Below are 18,516 nucleotides of genomic sequence, written 5' to 3'. Positions count from 1 at the left end.
TTTTGAGATGGATAACTTTGTTGATGAACGCCAGGAAGAACTTCACTCCACCTACCGGGAAGACTCGTTTTCCTATTCCCTCCGTGTTGGCCATCGCCGTCACGGCTGTGCTAAGCGGCATCGCGATACCCGCGCAGTCTGCAACGGGCGAGCGCGATGATTCCACTATCGTGGTGGAAGCTAAAGACGCTGAAGCTGTGCAGGGGCTGGTCGCGGGCGGCATGTCGACGCGGTCGTCCAGCACCGGGCTGCTGGGCAAAAAGGACGTGATGGATACGCCGTTTAACGTCAGCAACATGACCTCATCGTTTATTGAAAATAAACAGGCACAGACGCTGGGGCAGGTGGTTGCGCATGACGCATCGGTGCGAGTGAGCAGTTCTCAGGGCGGTCTGCTGGATTCCTACTACATCCGCGGTTTTCCACTCAATGAAGGAAACCTGAGCGATATCGCCATGAACGGCGTCTACGGTGTTGCGCCCAACTACCAGCTGATGACCGACTATATCGAGCGGGTGGAAGTGCTGAAAGGGCCGTCGGCGCTGCTGTATGGGCTGTCGCCGAACAGCAGCGTGGGCGGCGTGATTAACGCTGTCACCAAACGCCCGACCACCGTCGGCAATCTGACCCGCCTCACTACCAGCTGGCAGTCTGATTCCCAGCTCACGCAGCATGCGGATATTTCCCGCGTCTATGCGCTGGACAATAACAACCTGTTCGGTGTGCGCTTTAACGGCAATTACGGTTACGGCGACACGGTGTGGGACGGCAGCGACAAACGTACACAGGTCGGCTCGCTCGGACTGGATTTCTCGTCAGAACGCTTCCGCGCCACGTTAGATCTCATCAGTCAGCACCTGAAAACGCGTGCGCCGTCGCGGCCCTATTCGTTTGCGCCCGGTGTGACCGTACCTGACGCGCCGGATGGCAATACCAACATTTCCCAGCCGTGGGGATTCTGGCATTCCAAAGACCAGTCGGTGCTGCTGCATACCGAATACGATCTGGCGGATAACGTCACCTGGTTTACCGATCTCGGCGGTTCCAGTGCACACGTGAGCCGACTGTCGGAGCAGGTGCCGCAGGTCACGAATAATAATGGCGATGTGACTTCCGCCGTGGGTAATTATCGCTTTACTACCAGCCGCTATACGTTGGCGACCGGTGTTCGCGCGGATGTGGAAACGGGTTCGGTGACGCACAAGCTGTCGGCACAGACCAGCTACTACCGCGATCGTCAGGCGACCGGTATCGGCAGCGGAACAGCAATTAACTCAAATATTTATAATCCGGTTTCTTCACCTGCCCAGAATGTCGCTGCTCCGCCAAGCGTGTATAAACGCTCTTCCACCGCGCTGTCAGGTATCGCGCTGGCGGATACGCTCGGCTTCTGGAACGATGCGCTGCAAGTCACGGGCGGGCTGCGTTATCAACAGATCAAGTCGGATAACTTTGTTCCCGGCAATAGTGCGCCATCATCGTCCTACGACAAAAATGCGGTAACGCCGATGGTGGGTGTCGTGGTTAAGCCTTGGCAGCACGTCTCACTCTATGCCAACTACATTGAGGGGCTGAGCAAAGGCGATATTGCGCCTGCGAATGCGAGCAATCCGGGCCAGGTACTTGCGCCGTATAAGAGCAAGCAGTACGAAGCTGGGGTGAAAGTGGACGCGTTGGGGACGATCTCCACGCTGAGCGTTTTCCAGATCACCAAGCCGAGCGGTGCGCTGGTTAACGGTGCGGGTAGTGAGTTCGTTACCGCTAACGAGCAGCGCAATCGGGGTATCGAGCTGGATGTCGTCGGTTCACCGCTGGAGGATCTGCGCCTGACCGGTGGCGTGATGCTGCTGGATGCCGAGCTGACCAAAAGCGTGACGCCGGGGGCACAAGGCAAGCGCGCGCCGGGCACGTCACGTTTTCAGGCGAACGCTGGAGTGGAATATGATCTGCCGTTCCTGCGCGATCTGACGCTGAATGCCAACGTCGTCCATAACGGGAAGCAGAACGTCAACACCATCAATACCCAGTCAATTCCTTCCTGGACCACCGTTGATTTCGGCGCGCGTTACAAGACACGAATCTATAACGCGCCCACCACGTTCCGTGCCGATGTGCTTAACGCCTTTGACCGCAATTACTGGTCTGGAGTGACGTCGTTCAGCACGGTATCGCAAGGAACGCCGCGGACGCTGATGCTGTCCGTCGCGGTTGATTTCTAAGGATATGTGTTTTTCAGGAACCGAACGTTAAGGAGATAGCGATGAGCAACCTGTTTAGCTTTGCCGCAGTGTCTTCCCTCCCTGTCGCGCAGGCCCACTGGCCTGAGAGACTGACGCCTTATCTGGATAGTGAGATTGAGCAGTTTGTTTTCAACTCGCCCCAAAGGCTGTCATGGTTGGTTGAGCAGTATGGATCGCCGCTGAATATTGTCTGGCCGCACACCGTGGCCAACAATATCGCGGCATTGCGGACAGTGTTGCAGCGTCACGACGTGGACTGCCGCCTGTACTACGGCGCGAAGGTGAACAAATCGCCGGGGCTGGTTCAGGCGGCGGTTAACGCGGGCGTCGGCGTGGATGTTTCCAGCTTACAGGAGCTGAAAGATGCGCTGCGGGCAGGCTGTGACGGCGCGCGGCTGTGCGCCACCGGCCCGGCCAAAACGCGCGAGTTTCTGACGGCGCTGATTCATCATCGCGCCCTTATCGTGCTGGATTCGCCGGAAGAGTTCGACGAGGTGCTCGCGCTGGCGGATTTGCTGCGCGTGACGGATCCCGTGCGGGTTCTGCTGCGCTATCGCCCGTCGTTCGCTCAGACCAGCCGGTTTGGCATGCTGACCGATGAGGTCGCAATCTGTCTGGAGGCGTTGAGCACCAGACAGGATGCGCTTCATTTGGAAGGCTTCCATTTCCATCTCGGTGGCTATGAGCCCAATACCCGCGTGGCGGCATTCGCTGAGGTGCTGCCGTTGCTGGAGCGGGCAAGGTCAAAGGGATTACAGCCCGCCATTATTGATATCGGCGGGGGATTGCCGATTCAATATCTTCCGGCTTCACGCTATCAGGATTATTTAGCGAAGCAGAATGGGGCGGATTACCGCCACGGTCAGGTGCCGACCTCGTTTTACCCGTATGGCGGCGAGCGTTCGGCAGCCGATTATCTTGAGGCATTTCTGTCCGCCCCAATTGGACAGGAGCGCGTGGCTGATGTGCTCAAGCAGCACGACCTGATTCTGGCGATAGAGCCGGGACGCAGCCTGGCTGACCAAAGTGCGATTACGGTGTTCCGCGTCACGCGCACGCGCCGCCAGCCGGATGGCAACCACGTCGTGTTTGTGGAAGGCAGCAGCTTCAGCGCGTGCGAGACCTGGTTTAACTCTGAGTTTTTGATTGATCCTCTGCATGTTTTTTCCGTCAAAAAAGACACGCCTCCGGTGCCGGGCAAAGCCTGGATCGCCGGACACAGCTGTCTGGACGACGATGTCATTACGAACCGATTGATTCATTTTCGAACCGTGCCGCAGTCAGGCGATTTACTGATTTACGCGAATACGGCGGGATACCAGATGGACCTGCTGGAAAACGCGTTTCATCGGCATCCGCTGCCTGCGCGCCTGTGTGCGTTCAAAGGTAAGAAAGGTGAGCTGATTTTTTCCAGTGATAACTGAATGGAGCAGAACCATGATCCTGAATAAAGTAACTGATTTGATTGGTAATACACCCGTTATACAAATTCCAGTCCCCTATGGGGATACGCGTTTGTTTTTAAAAGTGGAGAAGAACAACCCCGGCGGCAGCATGAAAGATCGCATGGCGCGAAACATGATTGTTGCCGGACTGAAGTCAGGCAAAATCCGCCCCGGCGGCACTATTGTTGAGTCGTCATCGGGGAATACCGGTATCGGGCTGGCGCTGGCGTCGATTGAATACGGCCTGCGCTTTATCGCCGTGGTCGATCATCACGCGGCACAGGACAAAATTGCCATCATGCGCGCGCTCGGCGCGGAAATTCGCTATGTCTCCGGCGACTACGGGGAAGATGAGGTGGCGGTGGTGGAGCGCCAGCGCATGGCGGCACAGCTGGCGCAGGAAATACCCGGCGCGGTATTTATGAACCAGTCGGATAACGCGGCGAATGCGGGCGGCTATGCCGATTTTGTCCGCGAGCTGTTTAGCCAGATTGGCAAGATCGACGCGTTTGTTGGCTGCGTGGGTACCGGCGGATCGATGACGGGTATTTCGCACGGTCTGAAAGTCCATAACCCGGATATCACGACCATTGCCGTTGAACCGGTGGGCTCTATCGTCTTCGGCCACCCCGGTAAGCCTTACTATCAATCCGGCACCGGGACGCCAGCGGGGGATACCGTAGGGCTAGTGCTGGATTACAGCTGCATCGACTGTGGTGAGCAGGTCTCGGATGCGCAGGCGTTTGAAACGGCGCGCTATATCGCACGGCACTACGGTCTGCTGGTCGGCGGTTCGACGGGCGGGGTGATCTATAAAGCGCTGGAGCTAATCTATCAGGATCGCATCGGTGGCAATGTTGTGCTGGCGATTGCTGACGGCGGTGAGAAATACCTGCACACGGTGTTTAACGAAGAGTGGCTGGCGGCGCGTAACCTGATAGATAGCGGCGTGTGGCACGATTTGGATCGCTGGCTAGGCAACGCGATTTCTCTGGAGCAGGCAAGCTAAGGAGTCAAGGATGATCGAAACGCTAAGCGGGCAGCCGCTTAACGTGGTGATTTGCGGGGCCGGCAAGACCGGCCATCTCACCACGGTGCTGTTTAAACAACTGCCGGACGTCAACGTAACGCTGCTGGGCAGCCATCCTCGTCTGCCGGAAGCCTATCAGCAGCACGGTAAACGGCTACACGCGCTGCTGCCGAATGGCGAGACGTTGACGGCCACGCCGGACTGCGTGACCTGCGACCCGGCGGAAGCCTGCCGCGATGCGGATATCGTTATCATCACCGTTCCCGCCAACTTCCGCGCCGACCTTCTGGCGCGGATCGTTCCCCATCTGCCTGCCGATAAACCGGTGTACGTTGGCGCAATTCCCGGCTTTTGCGGCTTTGACTGGCTGGCTGAACGTGAGCTGGCCGCGCGGCCAAACGCGGTGATTTGGGGAATGAAGGACGTCGCGCACATTGCGTTTGATTTGCTGCCGGGACAGTCGATCAAAATGGGCGGTGAAAAGGCCACGCTGTATGTCGCCACACACCGGCGCGAAACCGCTGCGAGCCAGCAGGCGTTGATGGCGCTGCTGCAACGGCTCTATTCTGCGCCCGTGGTGTTATTGCCGGATTATCTGGAAATCACGCTGACGCCGGGTAACCCGATTATGCACAGTGCGGTGATTTATGGCCTGATTGGCCCCTACGGGCAGTGGCACGCCCGGCCGCTCTCGCAGCCGCTATGCTGGTGGAATGATTGCCCGGAACTCGGCGCCTATTATCTGGAACGCATGGATGAAGAGAACCAGCAGCTGTGTGCGGCGCTGGAAACGCGGCTTGGCGTGCGGCTGGATTCTGTGCTGCCGCTCAAGCAGGAGATTCTCGATGCCTATGGCGATCAGATTGCCGATGCGCACACGATGCTTTCCGTGCTGCGCACCAATCAGGCTTACCACGGCATTGGTCTGCCGCTGCGACAACATGGCTCTGGCGGGTACGTGTTTGATACGCAGCATCGGGTGTTTCAGGAGGATATTGCCTACGGCCTGAGCCTGCTGGTGACGATTGCGGAGAATCTGGCCGTTAGCGTGCCGTACATCGAGGAAGTTTATCGGTGGTGCAGCGATTACATGGGAACCTCCACGCAGGATCGTCCCGACTATTTCCCGCCGCACTGGCTGAAGGATGAGATGAATTGACGTGATGACCGTAGCGGGAATGAGGCCGGGTGACGCCGTGGAATCAGAAGGAGCTGACGCATGCGCTTGAGCGGACAGGTGGCATTCATCATCCACTTTATGTTTGTCGTCCAGCTGGTCGCGATGGGCGCGATGGAGATGAGCGGGCCGTTTTGGCCGTTGCATCTGGAAAGTATGTCGTCCGGCGCGGAACTGAGTATCGCGGGGATTGCCGTGTACGTCGGGCCGATGCTTGGCATTATGCTGACCAGCGCCTTCTGGGGACGGATGGGCGATCGGCTGGGCAACAAAGCCATGATGATCCGCGCGCTGTTTGGGCTGGCGTTAACCCAGCTCGGGCTGGCGTGGGCAAATGACATCTGGACGATAGTCGCGCTGCGTTTTATTCAGGGTGCCTGTGCGGGCTATATTGCGCCTGCGCAAGCCTATGGCGTCGCGGTGGTCAGTCCGCTACAGCGCACGCGGCTGTTCGCCTGGCTTCAGGTATCTACCAACGTGGGATCGCTGCTGGGAGCAATTGTCGGCGGGCTGATCCTCGATTATCTGAACTTCTTCTGGATCAACCTGAGTGCGGCGATCCTCTGCGCGCTGTGCGGCATTACCGTGGCGCTGTTCCTGCCGCATGTCGCCCCTGAGGCTCCCACTGCTCCGCCTGCGGACGCGCAGGCGAAAGACGTTCCGCGCCAGAGGCTCTGGGCGCTGTCGCCGATCCCCGGTTTGCTGCTGATTTCTGGCCTGTTACTGACCAGCCGTATGATCCCGCAAACGCCGTTTTCCCTCTATCTGGACGGCGTCTTTCAGGTGGATAAGTGGGTTATCGGGCTGTGCTATGGCTTGCAGGCGACCGGCGTGATTGTCTCTGCGTCGCTGTGGGCGCGCTATTTTGAAAATCTCTCGCTGTCGCAGACGCTGAGCCGCCTGTGTGTGGTGATGCTGGCTTGCGCCATCGTGACATTGACGGCCGCTACGATTCTGAATATTGCGATTTTTATCCCGCTGTATTTCCTGTGGGGCGTGCTGCTGGGGGCGACGACGCCCGTTCTGATGGCGCTGATTTCCCGTGCGGCGGGGGCTGGGCAGCAGGGTTACATACTCGGCGTGGCGCAAAGCGTCAGCCAGTTTGCCTCGATTCTGGGTATTTCTTTGGGGGGATTGGTTCTCTATTCCCCCGGACTACGTTCGCTGTTCTTCTGCGTTGGTGCCGCCTATCTGGTGACCTTCCTGGTCTCGTTGATGCTGCTACGACGCCTGCGGATACAGGCGGAAAAACATGACTCTCTCTCGACGAAGGGAAATATCGAAAATGTGTAATCGTTGGACGCGGCAACATTGCCGTCGGTTATTGCTGAGTGCGCTGTTGATGGTCGGTCTGTCGCCGCTGGTGGGGCAGGCTGAGCAAACCGCGCAAACCTCCACTGTCATCAAGGACGTGTTGGGGCGCGAGGTGAGAGTCAACACGCCGGTGCAGCGCGTCATGTTGGGAGAGGGGCGTCAGCTGTATCTGGTCGCGATGCTCGATCGGGAAGATCCGGCGAAAAGGATTGTCGCCTGGAAGCGCGATCTGATTCAGTCGGATCCGGCAACGTGGCACCAGTATCGCGATCGTTTTCCTCAACTGACGAAAATCCCGACGTTTGACGGCACGGAAAAGGGCACGTTTGACGTGGAGCAGGCGGTGTCGCTGAAGCCGGACGTCATCATTATGAACATTGAGGCGCAGCGGTCGATTGTCGATGCGGGTTATGACCGGATACTGGACAGCGTCGGCATTCCGATTGTGTATGTCGATTTTCGCTATCACCCGCTGGAAAACACCGCGCCGACCATGCGTCTGTTCGGCAAGCTGTTTAATCAGGAAGCGCGTGCCGAAGCATTTCTCGCATTCCGTGAGGCGCAGCTAAAACGCGTTTCCGATGTGCTGGCGGCGAAAAAACCGCGTTCCCCGCGCGTATTCATTGAACGACTGGGTGGGTATACCGATGAATGCTGCCTGACGTTCGGCCCGGATAACTTCGGGAAATTCGTGCAGTTAGCCGGTGGCGATAATGTCGCGGCGAAGAATGCACCGAGCACCTTTATGCAGATGCACCCTGAGCAGGTGATTGTGGAAAACCCGGAAATTGTGGTGATCACCAGCGGCAACTTTGAGTCCTTCGTGCCCGGCGGTCGCTGGATTGGTCTGGGGCCGGGGCAGGATATGACGGAAGGGCGCAAGCGCCTCGAATGGTTTCTGGGGCGTCCGGCCTACACCAACAGCATTGCCAAGCAGCAGCGCGCGTTTCATGCCATCTGGCATCAGTTTTACAACGGTCCGTATGATTTTATCGCCATTCAGCAACTGGCGGAGTGGTTCCACCCGGACTTATTCCGCGATCTCAACGCGGATGACACCTTCCGCCAGCTTCACCAGCAGTTCCTACCGGTTGATTACCAGCCGGGTTATTTCGTCAGTCTTGCGCAGTAAGTCACTCACAGTCCGCTCCGGTAATTATGCCGGAGCGATACGAGATTGTTTACGTCAGGAGGTAGAGCGTGTTTGAAAGTATGACCTACCAGATTGCTCTTACGCCCGTGCAGTTCCTGCTTCCCTCTGAAAATGTCGATATGTCGAACGTGGAATGTCTGATGGAGGATATTTGCCGCTGTGGCTGCTGGACGACGCCAGTACCGATAGAGAAAGAGACGGGGATTATTATGGATGGTAATCACCGGTTACGCGCGGCCGCCGAGCTGGGATTAAAGCATATCCCTTGTGCGCTGCTCGACTATGACGATCCCCGCGTGTCCGTTTACCATTGGAAGACCGGACAGCCTTTTTGCAAAAGCCTGATTATGCAGACGATTGTGGCAGAAAAGAGTCTGTTCCCTTACAAGACGACGCGTCACCTTTTCCAGCCTGCACTGCCGTCGGTGCGTGTTGTGCTGGATGAGCTTATGCGTTAATCACTGCGATGCGTTAACCGCTTTACGTTGTCGCCCTGAATTCAGGCGGCAACGTCCTCTCTGTTCGGTTTTCTCCTGCTTTTGCTGCCGCCGCGCCTTTTTATTAGTGGCGGCGTTACTATAATCTTCGTAAACGACAATCTTCGCTAACCGCCATCGTCATTAATCGCCGATTATTTCATGCCTGAGAGCACAGGAAATGATTGATTACACGAATTTTAATATGCTTTGTAACAATTTTGCCTAGAATGTATACCAGAAACGACTGTCAGTAATTCGTATGTTTCTGAACAATAGCATCGTCGGCGCTATTACGCCTTTGGAGAAAGAGAATGCAAGAAAACTATAAAATTCTGGTTGTAGATGACGACATGCGTTTGCGGGCGCTGTTAGAGCGTTATCTGACTGAGCAGGGTTTTCAGGTACGTAGCGTAGCCAATGCTGAACAGATGGACCGTTTACTGACCCGTGAATCCTTTCACCTTATGGTGCTGGATCTGATGCTGCCGGGCGAAGATGGGCTATCCATCTGCCGTCGCTTGCGTAGCCAGAGCAATCCGATGCCGATCATTATGGTGACGGCAAAAGGGGAAGAAGTCGATCGTATCGTTGGGCTGGAAATCGGCGCGGACGATTATATTCCTAAACCTTTCAACCCGCGTGAACTGCTGGCTCGCATCCGTGCGGTGCTGCGTCGTCAGGCGAATGAACTGCCGGGCGCGCCATCGCAGGAAGAAGCCATTATCGCGTTTGGCAAATTCAAGCTGAATCTGGGCACGCGCGAAATGTTCCGCGATGATGAACCGATGCCGTTAACCAGCGGCGAGTTTGCCGTGCTTAAGGCGCTGGTAAGCCACCCGCGTGAACCGCTGTCCCGCGATAAGCTGATGAACCTGGCCCGTGGTCGTGAATACAGTGCGATGGAGCGTTCCATCGACGTACAAATTTCTCGTCTGCGCCGCATGGTGGAAGAGGATCCGGCGCACCCGCGCTATATCCAGACCGTGTGGGGTCTTGGCTACGTGTTTGTCCCGGACGGCAGTAAGGCATGATGCAATGGCGCTTTTCTCCGCGCAGCTCATTTGCACGGACGTTGCTACTGATTGTCACGTTATTGTTTGTCAGTTTGGTCACCACCTATCTGGTGGTGCTCAACTTCGCTATTCTGCCGAGTTTGCAGCAGTTCAATAAAGTGCTGGCATACGAAGTGAGAATGCTGATGACGGACAGTCTGCAACTGGAAGATGGCACCACGCTTGAGGTGCCGCCAGCGTTCCGGCGTGAGATTTACCGAGAATTGGGTATATCGCTGTACACCAATGCGGCGGCGGAGGAAAGCGGCCTGCGTTGGGCTCAGCACTACAAGTTCTTGAGCGACCAGATGGCGCAACAGCTGGGCGGCCCGACGGATGTGCGGGTTGAGGTCAGCAAAAATACGCCAGTGGTGTGGCTGAAAACCTGGCTGTCACCGGATATCTGGGTGCGCGTTCCCCTCACCGAAATTCATCAGGGCGATTTCTCGCCGCTCTTCCGCTATACGCTGGCGATAATGCTGCTGGTGATTGGCGGCGCGTGGCTATTTATTCGGGTACAGAACCGACCCTTGGTTGAGCTGGAGCATGCGGCCTTGCAGGTCGGTAAAGGCATTATTCCGCCGCCGCTGCGTGAATATGGCGCTTCCGAAGTACGTTCCGTGACGCGCGCCTTTAACCAGATGGCCTCCGGCGTGAAGCTGCTGGCCGATGACCGCACGCTGCTGATGGCGGGCGTCAGCCACGATCTGCGTACGCCGCTGACGCGAATTCGTCTGGCGACCGAAATGATGGGCAAGGAAGATGACTATCTGGCGGAGTCGATCAATAAGGACATTGAAGAGTGTAATGCGATTATTGAGCAGTTCCTTGACTACCTGCGTACTGGTCAGGAAATGCAGACGGAAGTGGCAGACCTGAACGCCATTATGGGCGAAGTGGTGGCATCGGAAAGCGGTTATGAACGCCAGATCGACAGCGATTTTGCTACCGGCGAACTGCTGGTGCGCATTAGCTCTCTTTCGATCAAACGCGCAGCGCTGAATCTGGTGGTGAATGCGGCACGTTACGGGAACGGCTGGATAAAAGTCAGTACTGGACGTGAGCTACAGCGCGTCTGGTTTCAGGTAGAAGATGACGGAGAAGGCATCGCGCCCGATCAGTTACAGCACCTGTTCCAGCCGTTTGTACGCGGCGACAGCGCGCGAACCACGAGCGGTACAGGGCTGGGGCTGGCGATTGTGCAGCGTATTATCGATGCGCACAATGGTGTGCTGGATGTCGGCAGCAGCGAACGCGGTGGGCTCTGTGTCCGCGCGTATTTGCCGCTGCTCTCGGACGTCGCGGTAGCGGATGCAGGCGTTGCGAAAGAGTCATAAGTATTTTAGGCAGCACTGGCATGAATAAGAAAGGCGCGGAATCCGCGCCTTTTTCGTGATGGTTTTTCTTCAGCGTTTACCGCTTCGGCCCTGCTTTCACCAGCGCTGCGCCTGCCGGAGCATCGGTGTATTTATCGAAGTTGGTGATAAAGCGCTGTGCCAGATCGTCCGCTTTTTCCTGCCATTGTTCGACGCTCGCATAGGTATCACGTGGGTCGAGAATGTCAGGGTTGACGCCAGGCAGCGAGGTCGGAATCGCCAAATCGAAGACAGGCAGCGTCTGCATTTCTGCATCATCAATACTGCCGTTCAGAATGGCGTCAATAATCCCGCGCGTATCCTTAATAGAGATACGTTTGCCGCTGCCGTTCCAGCCAGTGTTCACCAGATAAGCCTGTGCGCCAGCCGCCTTCATGCGTTTCACCAGCACTTCAGCGTACTGCGTCGGGTGCAGCATCAAGAATGCTGCGCCGAAGCAGGCGGAGAAGGTCGGCGTTGGTTCCGTCACGCCGCGCTCGGTTCCTGCCAGTTTGGCGGTAAAGCCCGACAGGAAGTGATACTGCGTCTGATCGGACGTCAGGCGAGAAACCGGTGGCAACACGCCGAACGCGTCCGCCGTCAGGAAGATCACTTTCGTTGCATGGCCCGCTTTAGAGACTGGCTTAACGATATTCTGAATGTGGTAGATCGGATAAGAGACGCGGGTGTTCTCGGTTTTGGAACCGTCGTTGAAGTCCACGGTGCCGTCTGCCAGCACGGTGACGTTCTCCAGCAGGGCATCGCGTTTGATCGCGCCGTAGATATCCGGCTCGGCTTCTTTGGATAGCTTGATGGTTTTGGCATAGCAGCCGCCTTCAAAGTTGAAGACGCCGTCGTCGTCCCAGCCGTGCTCGTCATCGCCAATCAGCTGGCGTTTCGGATCGGTGGACAGCGTGGTTTTTCCCGTGCCGGACAGGCCAAAGAAGACCGCCACATCACCTTTCTCACCGACGTTTGCCGAGCAGTGCATGGAGGCGATGCCTTTCAGCGGCAGCAGGTAGTTCATGATGGAGAACATCCCTTTCTTCATTTCGCCGCCGTACCAGGTGCCGCCAATCAGCTGGATGCGTTCTGTCAGGTTGAACGCGACAAAGTTCTCGGAGTTCAGTCCCTGTTCCTGCCAGTTCGGGTTGGTGCATTTTGCGCCGTTCATCACGATGAAATCCGGCTCAAAGCCTTCCAGTTCTTCATCGCTCGGGCGGATAAACATGTTTTTGACGAAATGCGCCTGCCACGCCACTTCCGTGACGAAACGTACGCTGAGGCGGCTGTCTGGGTTAGCACCGCAGAAGGCATCGATGATGAATAACCGTTTGCCGGACAGCTGCGTGGTAACGAGCTGCTTCAGGTGCGTCCAGGTTTCCTGACTCAAGGGTTGGTTATCGTTCTTACCTTTGCCTTGATCGGACCACCACACGGTGTCGCGGGTTACGTCATCGCGCACGATGTATTTATCTTTCGGGGAACGACCGGTAAAGATGCCGGTATCGACGGCTACCGCACCCAGTTGGGTTTCGATGCCGCGTTCATAGCCTTGTAGGGTAGGGGAGCGTTCTTCTTCAAAAAGCAGTTCATAGCTGGGATTGTAGACAATATCGCGGACATCGTGGATTCCATAAGCAGCCAGGGCTTGCGGGGTAATACCGTTGATCTGCATGTTGCTACTCCTCAAGTTATAGTCGTACTACTAAACATTGTAGGGAGTGAGCTTATTTTAACCGCGATAGCAATCATAAAATTAAATAAATTCATTAATAACTTTGCTTATTTAGGGTGTGTGAAAAATAATCACGGCGGTTTATAAGTGGGAAAATAAGCAAAATAAAACGGGTACTTTCGTACCCGTTAAAAAGATTAATGCAACAGATTTCCTGATGAATCCTGCCGTATGGCGCGAATGTCCAGCGAATTAAACAGATAGTGCGTACCGCAATAATCACAGTGCATATCGATTTCACCGTCCTGCTCGATCATCTCATTCACTTCCTGATCGGACAGCGTCATTAATGCATCTGCGCAACGATCGCGCGAACAGTGACAGCGGAACTCGACATCCTGCGGCTCATACACGGTGACTTCTTCCTGATGATAAAGGCGATACAGTACCTCGGTGGCAGGCAGGGTAAACAGCTCGTCGGCTTTGACCGTCGTGGTGAGCTGTGCCAGATGATCAAAATCATTACGATCGGCGTCCTGTGCGGGCAACACCTGGAGCAGCATGCCTGCGGCTGCCTGCTTCCCGTCGTGTTGACCAGTACGGATAAACAGCCGTGTCGGCAACTGTTCGGACTGCTGGAAATAGCTCTCCAGACATTCGGCCATGGTTTCACCTTCTAAGCCGACGACGCCCTGATAACGCTCGCCGTCAGTCGGCGTAATGGTAATGACCAGATAGCCATTGCCGACCATTTCTTTCAGCGAACTCCCCGGCGCGATATCCCCTTGCAGACGGGCAACGCCGCGCATCTGCTGCTGGTGGTTACCGTTAATCACCGCCAGTTTCAGCGGGCCATCGCCCTGAAGCTGAACGGTAATATCGCCGCTGAATTTCAGCGTGGCTGTCAACAGGCTGGTGGCAACCAGCATTTCGCCTAGCAGCGTTTGTACCGCCGCTGGGTAGTCGTGGTTGGTCAAAATACGTTGATACGTTTCGTTAACGGTTACCAACTCGCCACGAACGGCATAATTTTCAAACAGATAACGATGTAGTTGGTCGTGAGCCATAATATTTTCTCGTCGTTGTGCGGAGATGAGTTGTGTTGCGATGAGTGGTGCGGCAATTGCTGAGCCTTCTCTCTATTGTCAGCAGTTTGATGACCAACAAATGAAGGGCGGAGCACTAGTCCTGATCGCTGTATTTAAATTTAATCAGATCGCGTCGCTCTTTTTTATCAGGGCGGCGATCGGGGTGTGGCATCGTCAGCGCATTCATTTTCCGCGCCTGTGCCAGCTTTTCTCGTTTCTCAATGCTTGCGTCCGTTTCCTGATACAGCGCCTGCGCCTCTGTCGCGCTTCTGCGCTGGCCGCTGACGGCTAAAATGACCACGGTGCGTTCATCATTGCCCTGACGCAGTTTGATCTCGGCATTCAGTTCGACCTGTTTGCTCGGCTTACCGCGTTGCCCGTTATAGTGCACTTTGCCGCCGTCGATCATTTCGCGAGCTATCGCCCGGGTTTTATAGAAACGGGCGGCCCAAAGCCATTTGTCCAGACGAACGGCGTCGTCGGCCTGCTCGGTAGCTTTCACCATAAATCCCCCTGATTACCCTGCGTTAACGGAGTGGCGTAGAGCGGGTAGCAGCGCAAGGTAGTCGTTCATTGACGGATGTTGCAGGAATGCCTTTTCCTGCTGGCTGGAATCGGGATTACGTACACCCAGACAGTAATGAATGCCGAATGTTTTCGCAGCATCCAGAATCGGTTCGCTGTCATCCACGAATAACGTTCTGGCGGGGTCGAAGCCAGTCTGCTGCTGGACGGCCTGCCACAAGCGCTGATTCTCTTTCGGATACCCATAAGTATGGGTGGAAAGTAATAAATCAAGGTGCTGATCCAGCCCCGTGTGTTCGATTTTTACCGCCAGACTGTGTGGATGGGCGTTGGTCAGCAGAATCGTCTCTTTACCGCATTCGCGCAGCGCCGCTAAAAACGGCGTCGTGTCATCGCGCAATTGAGCGCGTGCGCCAATATCCGTCGTCATTTGATAGATATCCAGATCGAGACGTTCTGACCAATAATCGAAACAGTACCAGTTTAGCGTGTGCTGAACGGCCCGGTACTCCTGTTCGATAAGCTGGTGCGCCTGTTCAAGGCTGATGCGACGTTTTTCACTGAGCGACTGCGGCACCAGTTGCAGCCAGAAATAGCTGTCAAACGCCAGATCGAGCAGCGTGCCATCCATATCCAGTATCACGGTGTCGATGTCGTGCCAGTTAACGTGGGGATTCATAACGACTCCAGATGTCGCGCCGTGCTATAGGGGTGATGCAGCAGAAGACGCGCAATGCAATTGTGACAAGAGTGACGGCCGCTAGGTTAGCATAACCGCAGAGCGGGCACGATGCCGTTAGCGGGGGAGCTGTGGGCGATTGTCCGGGAACGCATTCGTCATCATATTGAACCGTGAGGCGTAATAGCGCTGAATATCGGTCACGCGCTTCTGGCTTTTACGCATCTTAATACCAGTCAAAACTGCATTAACGATAAACGTTGCAGAAAAGAGCAGCAGCAGCAGACAAGTGCCGAGATAGCGCCAGACGGTAATGACGTCGGGTTCGCTGTGCAGGCTGATATGCTGGGTCCCGTTGGCATCGGTATTCAGCTGCGTGATAACGCCCGTGGCATTAAACGGCGTATGCAATAGCATTGCGGAAAGCCGCTGGAGCTCCTGCCACTGGTCCGATGGACGATATTCATTCAGCGGCATCGGAGGGAGCGGATGGTTAACGAACTGTCGGCCTTCGTCGCTGCGAATCAGGAATCCACCGGGCGGCGGGCTGTTCAGCGAATCTGCCGCGTTATTGATTTCCTGATAGAAGAATTGGTCGGTAGAACTGTTGACCAAGGATTCCAGCGTTTCTGCGCTGACGGCAGGCAGCACCACATTCATGCCTTTCAGCGTGCCGGAATTGGCGTCTTTTACCAGCGTATTCCAGTTCTTGACGTCGCTTAGATTCACCAGCGCATTTTTCAGACGGGAGCAATCGTTTTCCTGCCGACACAAATCTTGTGTTCTCAGGACAACTTCAGCGAAGTTTTTCATCAGAATCAGCCCTGATTTCTGGATCGTCGACGCTAACTGAGAGTTAACCTGACCCTCTTTTTCCGCTTGCGGATGGAGCTGGCTGTTGACGGATTTAAGCAGGGCAGAGGCTTTTTCAATCGTATCGGATTCCGGTAATGGTAGCGGTGCCGCTTTATTCCAGTAAATGGCGGAACAGTCGAAAGGGCTGAACGCAAAGGACGACGGTGCGGAGACGGGATGAATGCCTGCGGGCACGTAGCACATACCGTTGCCACGGACAGCCAGCGTGTCGCCAATGCGGAGCTGAGCGGTTTCCAGATCGCTGACCTGCGTGACCTGAATACGCTGCGCACCTTGAAGCCAGGCCAGGCTGAGCTTGAGCGGCAGTTCAAGCTGTACGTTAGCGACGAGCAAAATCAGGCTGAGCAGTGAACCCGCGGCCAGCAGCAGATTCCTGCCCCAGCGCTGTAGCGGGAAATGTTTCACTTCATCATGCAGCGACAGGTGCTCTCCCTGACGGATCACCTGTCGGTTGAGATAGATATCGACATCGGTTTTTCGCCCGAGATCCTGCGTGATATAGGGCTGCCAATGAGGCGGGTAAATCAGATCGATATTACCGAGTGAGATATTGCCGAGTGGCCCCTGATTGGATTCGCCAAACAGACCCAGGCCTTGCGGCGTGCCGTGAAGGCAGTGCACATCGCGCAGTTCCTGAGCGGACGGCGAGCGGAAAAGCTGCCACAGGCTCCAGCCTGCTAATAATGATGCGGTACCGATCAGCCAGGGGAGCAGGGCTATAGGGCTATTTAGACTGATGAACAAAAGCAGAAAAGACACGCAGAGCACGGCTGTTTCCTTCAAGCCCCCAGAGTGGTGCATGGCGTGTTCTTCACGTGTTTCCTTACGAATCGTGACCAACTCGGCATGCTCACTGCCTTCCTGACGGATGGAGGCGTTCGGGACAGGGACTTCACTCGGCAGGGGAGCGAGGGGACGATCGTCGAGACACTCGGTTAGCGAGTGCCCATTCAAGGAAATGACCAGCGGGATCGAGCGCGTCTTAATCAGTTCGACGGTGTTATTTTCGGTAATGAACGGTTCCCAACTGGGCGGCAGATGGATTTCTTGCGTATCAATATAGTAGCGCCACTTATTCTGAGCGTCAGTGCTCAGGCCGTAGCGTGTAATCGTGTGGGTGATGGGGTAAACCCGATTACTTTGCAGGGAACGCGGGAGTTTGGGCTGCTCATTGGGGGTATCAAGCGGCGTGGTTTGCTGGCTGTTTTCCTGAGCCAGATAGCGCTCAATGGCGATCCGTTCATCTTCAGTCAACCGTCGCGGAAGCGATTGCGAAACGGGTAACGGCGGAGCGGAGAAGAAACGGTGTCGCATGCGGTAGGCAACAACACCACCGACAACGATCAGACAGGCAAGCAATATCGCCAATAGGGTAAATATTGTGCTCATGTAATCTCCATTCCAAAACGCGATGCTCCTTGTTCTCGTCGGAGTTTAACAAAATTATACAATCGATGATAACCCGTATGGCATTGTTTTCTTAGATTAATAACGTAATTGTGAGTGGAATTAATCGCATAAGGTGATGATAGTAACAAGCAAAAAGTGCTGCTTGAATGAGGATATTCCTATTTTTCTTACGTTATTGACTTTTTCTGGTGGTTTCTCATACAGGATGTATCCTTCATGTTGCCCACACGTAAATTCATCGTCACGATAGTTGCAGCGGAGGCGACTGTTAACGCACAATGTGAACAGAATCAAAAAAGAATATTTACGATCTCTTCTTATTCAACAGCATGCCATGTTCAGGTTGCGATAAACGCCGTCTTTCATGCATGTTGGGCTAAGGTGCCGTTCTGGTCGTAACTCTCTGGGGGGCATCAATGAGTCATAACCTGAAAAAACCTAAAATCCTCAAGGTAGAAACGATAGCGCGTTCGCGCTTGTTCAATGTGGAATCCGTCGATCTTGAATTTAGCAACGGGGTACGCCGGGTTTATGAACGGATGCGTTCAAGCGGCCGACAGGCGGTGATGGTTGTCCCGATCATTGATGATGAATTGTTGTTGATCCGTGAATACGCCGTCGGTATCGAAGAATACGAACTGGGCTTTCCCAAAGGGCTGATCGATCCCGGTGAAACGGTCTTTGAAGCCGCTAACCGTGAGCTGATGGAAGAAGTCGGTTTTGGGGCGGAAAAGCTGGAGTTACTGGCGACGTTAACGATGGCGCCCTCCTATTTTTCCAGCCAGATGAATATCGTGGTGGCACGTGGGCTGTATCCGCAGAGCTTGGAAGGCGATGAGCCGGAGCCGATGCCGCAAGTCCGCTGGCCGATAGATAACATGATGTCGTTGCTGCAAGAGCCTGATTTCCGCGAAGCGCGTAATGTCAGCGCGCTATTTCTGGCCCATGACTGGCTGCGTCGTACACCCCGCTAATTTTTAATAAACCAACCTGTTTTTCATAAGCCAACATAGCA

Annotated in this window: 15 protein-coding genes; 10 read left to right on the top strand and 5 right to left on the bottom strand. The window is 55.3% G+C overall.

Annotated features, from left to right (window positions below; genetic code table 11):
• Nucleotides 1-23 precede the first annotated feature (23 nt).
• From NXT09_RS15725 to envZ, 9 genes are all read left to right on the top strand, one after another.
• On the top strand, nucleotides 24-2,219 hold the full coding sequence (locus tag NXT09_RS15725; RefSeq protein WP_268580263.1) for a TonB-dependent receptor: 2,196 nt from the start codon (nucleotides 24-26) through the stop codon (nucleotides 2,217-2,219).
• A gap of 41 nt (nucleotides 2,220-2,260) precedes the next feature.
• Nucleotides 2,261-3,664: a Y4yA family PLP-dependent enzyme gene (locus NXT09_RS15720; protein WP_268580261.1), complete on the top strand. Its 1,404-nt coding sequence runs from the start codon at nucleotides 2,261-2,263 to the stop codon at nucleotides 3,662-3,664.
• A 13-nt stretch (nucleotides 3,665-3,677) separates the two neighbouring features.
• On the top strand, nucleotides 3,678-4,694 hold the full coding sequence (locus NXT09_RS15715) for a PLP-dependent cysteine synthase family protein (RefSeq protein ID WP_010277727.1): 1,017 nt from the start codon (nucleotides 3,678-3,680) through the stop codon (nucleotides 4,692-4,694).
• Nucleotides 4,695-4,704: 10 nt separating this feature from the next.
• Nucleotides 4,705-5,874 carry an NAD/NADP-dependent octopine/nopaline dehydrogenase family protein gene (locus tag NXT09_RS15710; RefSeq protein WP_268580258.1) on the top strand — a complete coding sequence of 390 codons (1,170 nt, stop codon included), beginning with the start codon at nucleotides 4,705-4,707 and terminating at the stop codon, nucleotides 5,872-5,874.
• A 60-nt stretch (nucleotides 5,875-5,934) separates the two neighbouring features.
• On the top strand, nucleotides 5,935-7,185 hold the full coding sequence (locus NXT09_RS15705) for an MFS transporter (RefSeq protein WP_268580256.1): 1,251 nt from the start codon (nucleotides 5,935-5,937) through the stop codon (nucleotides 7,183-7,185).
• Nucleotides 7,178-8,338, top strand: a complete 1,161-nt coding sequence (locus NXT09_RS15700; RefSeq protein ID WP_268580254.1) for an ABC transporter substrate-binding protein — start codon at nucleotides 7,178-7,180, stop codon at nucleotides 8,336-8,338. Before NXT09_RS15705 ends, NXT09_RS15700 begins: the two co-directional genes overlap by 8 nt.
• Nucleotides 8,339-8,406: 68 nt before the next feature.
• The gene (locus NXT09_RS15695) at nucleotides 8,407-8,817 is read left to right on the top strand and encodes a ParB N-terminal domain-containing protein (protein WP_080718602.1); all 411 of its coding nucleotides are present in this window, start codon (nucleotides 8,407-8,409) and stop codon (nucleotides 8,815-8,817) included.
• Between the two features lie 332 nt (nucleotides 8,818-9,149).
• On the top strand, nucleotides 9,150-9,869 hold the full coding sequence (gene ompR, locus NXT09_RS15690; RefSeq protein ID WP_005969424.1) for an osmolarity response regulator transcription factor OmpR: 720 nt from the start codon (nucleotides 9,150-9,152) through the stop codon (nucleotides 9,867-9,869).
• A complete protein-coding gene (gene envZ / locus NXT09_RS15685) occupies nucleotides 9,866-11,227 on the top strand; it encodes a two-component system sensor histidine kinase EnvZ (protein ID WP_268580248.1) in 1,362 nt (453 codons plus the stop codon). The genes ompR and envZ overlap by 4 nt, the downstream gene beginning before the upstream one ends.
• 76 nt (nucleotides 11,228-11,303) lie before the next feature.
• Here the strand turns inward: envZ and pckA are convergent, their stop codons facing one another.
• The 5 genes from pckA to NXT09_RS15660 all read right to left on the bottom strand — a co-directional run bounded on the left by pckA (nucleotide 11,304) and on the right by NXT09_RS15660 (nucleotide 17,480).
• The gene (gene pckA, locus NXT09_RS15680; protein ID WP_205555251.1) at nucleotides 11,304-12,923 is read right to left on the bottom strand and encodes a phosphoenolpyruvate carboxykinase (ATP); all 1,620 of its coding nucleotides are present in this window, start codon (nucleotides 12,921-12,923) and stop codon (nucleotides 11,304-11,306) included.
• 197 nt (nucleotides 12,924-13,120) lie between these two features.
• The gene (gene hslO / locus NXT09_RS15675; RefSeq protein WP_268580247.1) at nucleotides 13,121-13,990 is read right to left on the bottom strand and encodes an Hsp33 family molecular chaperone HslO; all 870 of its coding nucleotides are present in this window, start codon (nucleotides 13,988-13,990) and stop codon (nucleotides 13,121-13,123) included.
• Between the two features lie 115 nt (nucleotides 13,991-14,105).
• Nucleotides 14,106-14,516 (bottom strand): ribosome-associated heat shock protein Hsp15, encoded by a 411-nt coding sequence (gene hslR / locus NXT09_RS15670; protein ID WP_205555249.1) that lies wholly within the window; start codon nucleotides 14,514-14,516, stop codon nucleotides 14,106-14,108.
• Nucleotides 14,517-14,528: 12 nt separating this feature from the next.
• Nucleotides 14,529-15,215, bottom strand: coding sequence for a GMP/IMP nucleotidase (gene yrfG, locus NXT09_RS15665; protein WP_268580246.1), 687 nt, complete (start codon nucleotides 15,213-15,215; stop codon nucleotides 14,529-14,531).
• 117 nt (nucleotides 15,216-15,332) lie between these two features.
• Nucleotides 15,333-17,480: an intracellular growth attenuator family protein gene (locus tag NXT09_RS15660; protein ID WP_268580245.1), complete on the bottom strand. Its 2,148-nt coding sequence runs from the start codon at nucleotides 17,478-17,480 to the stop codon at nucleotides 15,333-15,335.
• 437 nt (nucleotides 17,481-17,917) lie between these two features.
• On the opposite strand from NXT09_RS15660, the gene nudE reads away from it, so the two are divergent.
• The gene (nudE, locus tag NXT09_RS15655) at nucleotides 17,918-18,475 is read left to right on the top strand and encodes an ADP compounds hydrolase NudE (protein ID WP_205555246.1); all 558 of its coding nucleotides are present in this window, start codon (nucleotides 17,918-17,920) and stop codon (nucleotides 18,473-18,475) included.
• Nucleotides 18,476-18,516: the final 41 nt, after the last annotated feature.

This window comes from Pectobacterium jejuense (genome assembly GCF_026800125.1).
Taxonomy (GTDB): domain Bacteria; phylum Pseudomonadota; class Gammaproteobacteria; order Enterobacterales; family Enterobacteriaceae; genus Pectobacterium; species Pectobacterium jejuense.
The sequence above is the reverse complement of the archived record's forward strand: the minus strand, read 5'-3'. Positions and strand labels throughout refer to the sequence as shown.

Bases quoted from the DNA above. Each gene is read 5' to 3' on its own strand.
- NXT09_RS15725 (WP_268580263.1), top strand. From the start codon at position 24: ATGAACGCCAGGAAGAACTTCACTCCACCTACCGGGAAGACTCGTTTT.
- NXT09_RS15720 (WP_268580261.1), top strand. From the start codon at position 2,261: ATGAGCAACCTGTTTAGCTTTGCCGCAGTGTCTTCCCTCCCTGTCGCG.
- NXT09_RS15715 (WP_010277727.1), top strand. From the start codon at position 3,678: ATGATCCTGAATAAAGTAACTGATTTGATTGGTAATACACCCGTTATA.
- NXT09_RS15710 (WP_268580258.1), top strand. From the start codon at position 4,705: ATGATCGAAACGCTAAGCGGGCAGCCGCTTAACGTGGTGATTTGCGGG.
- NXT09_RS15705 (WP_268580256.1), top strand. From the start codon at position 5,935: ATGCGCTTGAGCGGACAGGTGGCATTCATCATCCACTTTATGTTTGTC.
- NXT09_RS15700 (WP_268580254.1), top strand. From the start codon at position 7,178: ATGTGTAATCGTTGGACGCGGCAACATTGCCGTCGGTTATTGCTGAGT.
- ompR (WP_005969424.1), top strand. From the start codon at position 9,150: ATGCAAGAAAACTATAAAATTCTGGTTGTAGATGACGACATGCGTTTG.
- envZ (WP_268580248.1), top strand. From the start codon at position 9,866: ATGATGCAATGGCGCTTTTCTCCGCGCAGCTCATTTGCACGGACGTTG.
- pckA (WP_205555251.1), bottom strand. From the start codon at position 12,923: ATGCAGATCAACGGTATTACCCCGCAAGCCCTGGCTGCTTATGGAATC.
- hslO (WP_268580247.1), bottom strand. From the start codon at position 13,990: ATGGCTCACGACCAACTACATCGTTATCTGTTTGAAAATTATGCCGTT.
- hslR (WP_205555249.1), bottom strand. From the start codon at position 14,516: ATGGTGAAAGCTACCGAGCAGGCCGACGACGCCGTTCGTCTGGACAAA.
- yrfG (WP_268580246.1), bottom strand. From the start codon at position 15,215: ATGAATCCCCACGTTAACTGGCACGACATCGACACCGTGATACTGGAT.
- NXT09_RS15660 (WP_268580245.1), bottom strand. From the start codon at position 17,480: ATGAGCACAATATTTACCCTATTGGCGATATTGCTTGCCTGTCTGATC.
- nudE (WP_205555246.1), top strand. From the start codon at position 17,918: ATGAGTCATAACCTGAAAAAACCTAAAATCCTCAAGGTAGAAACGATA.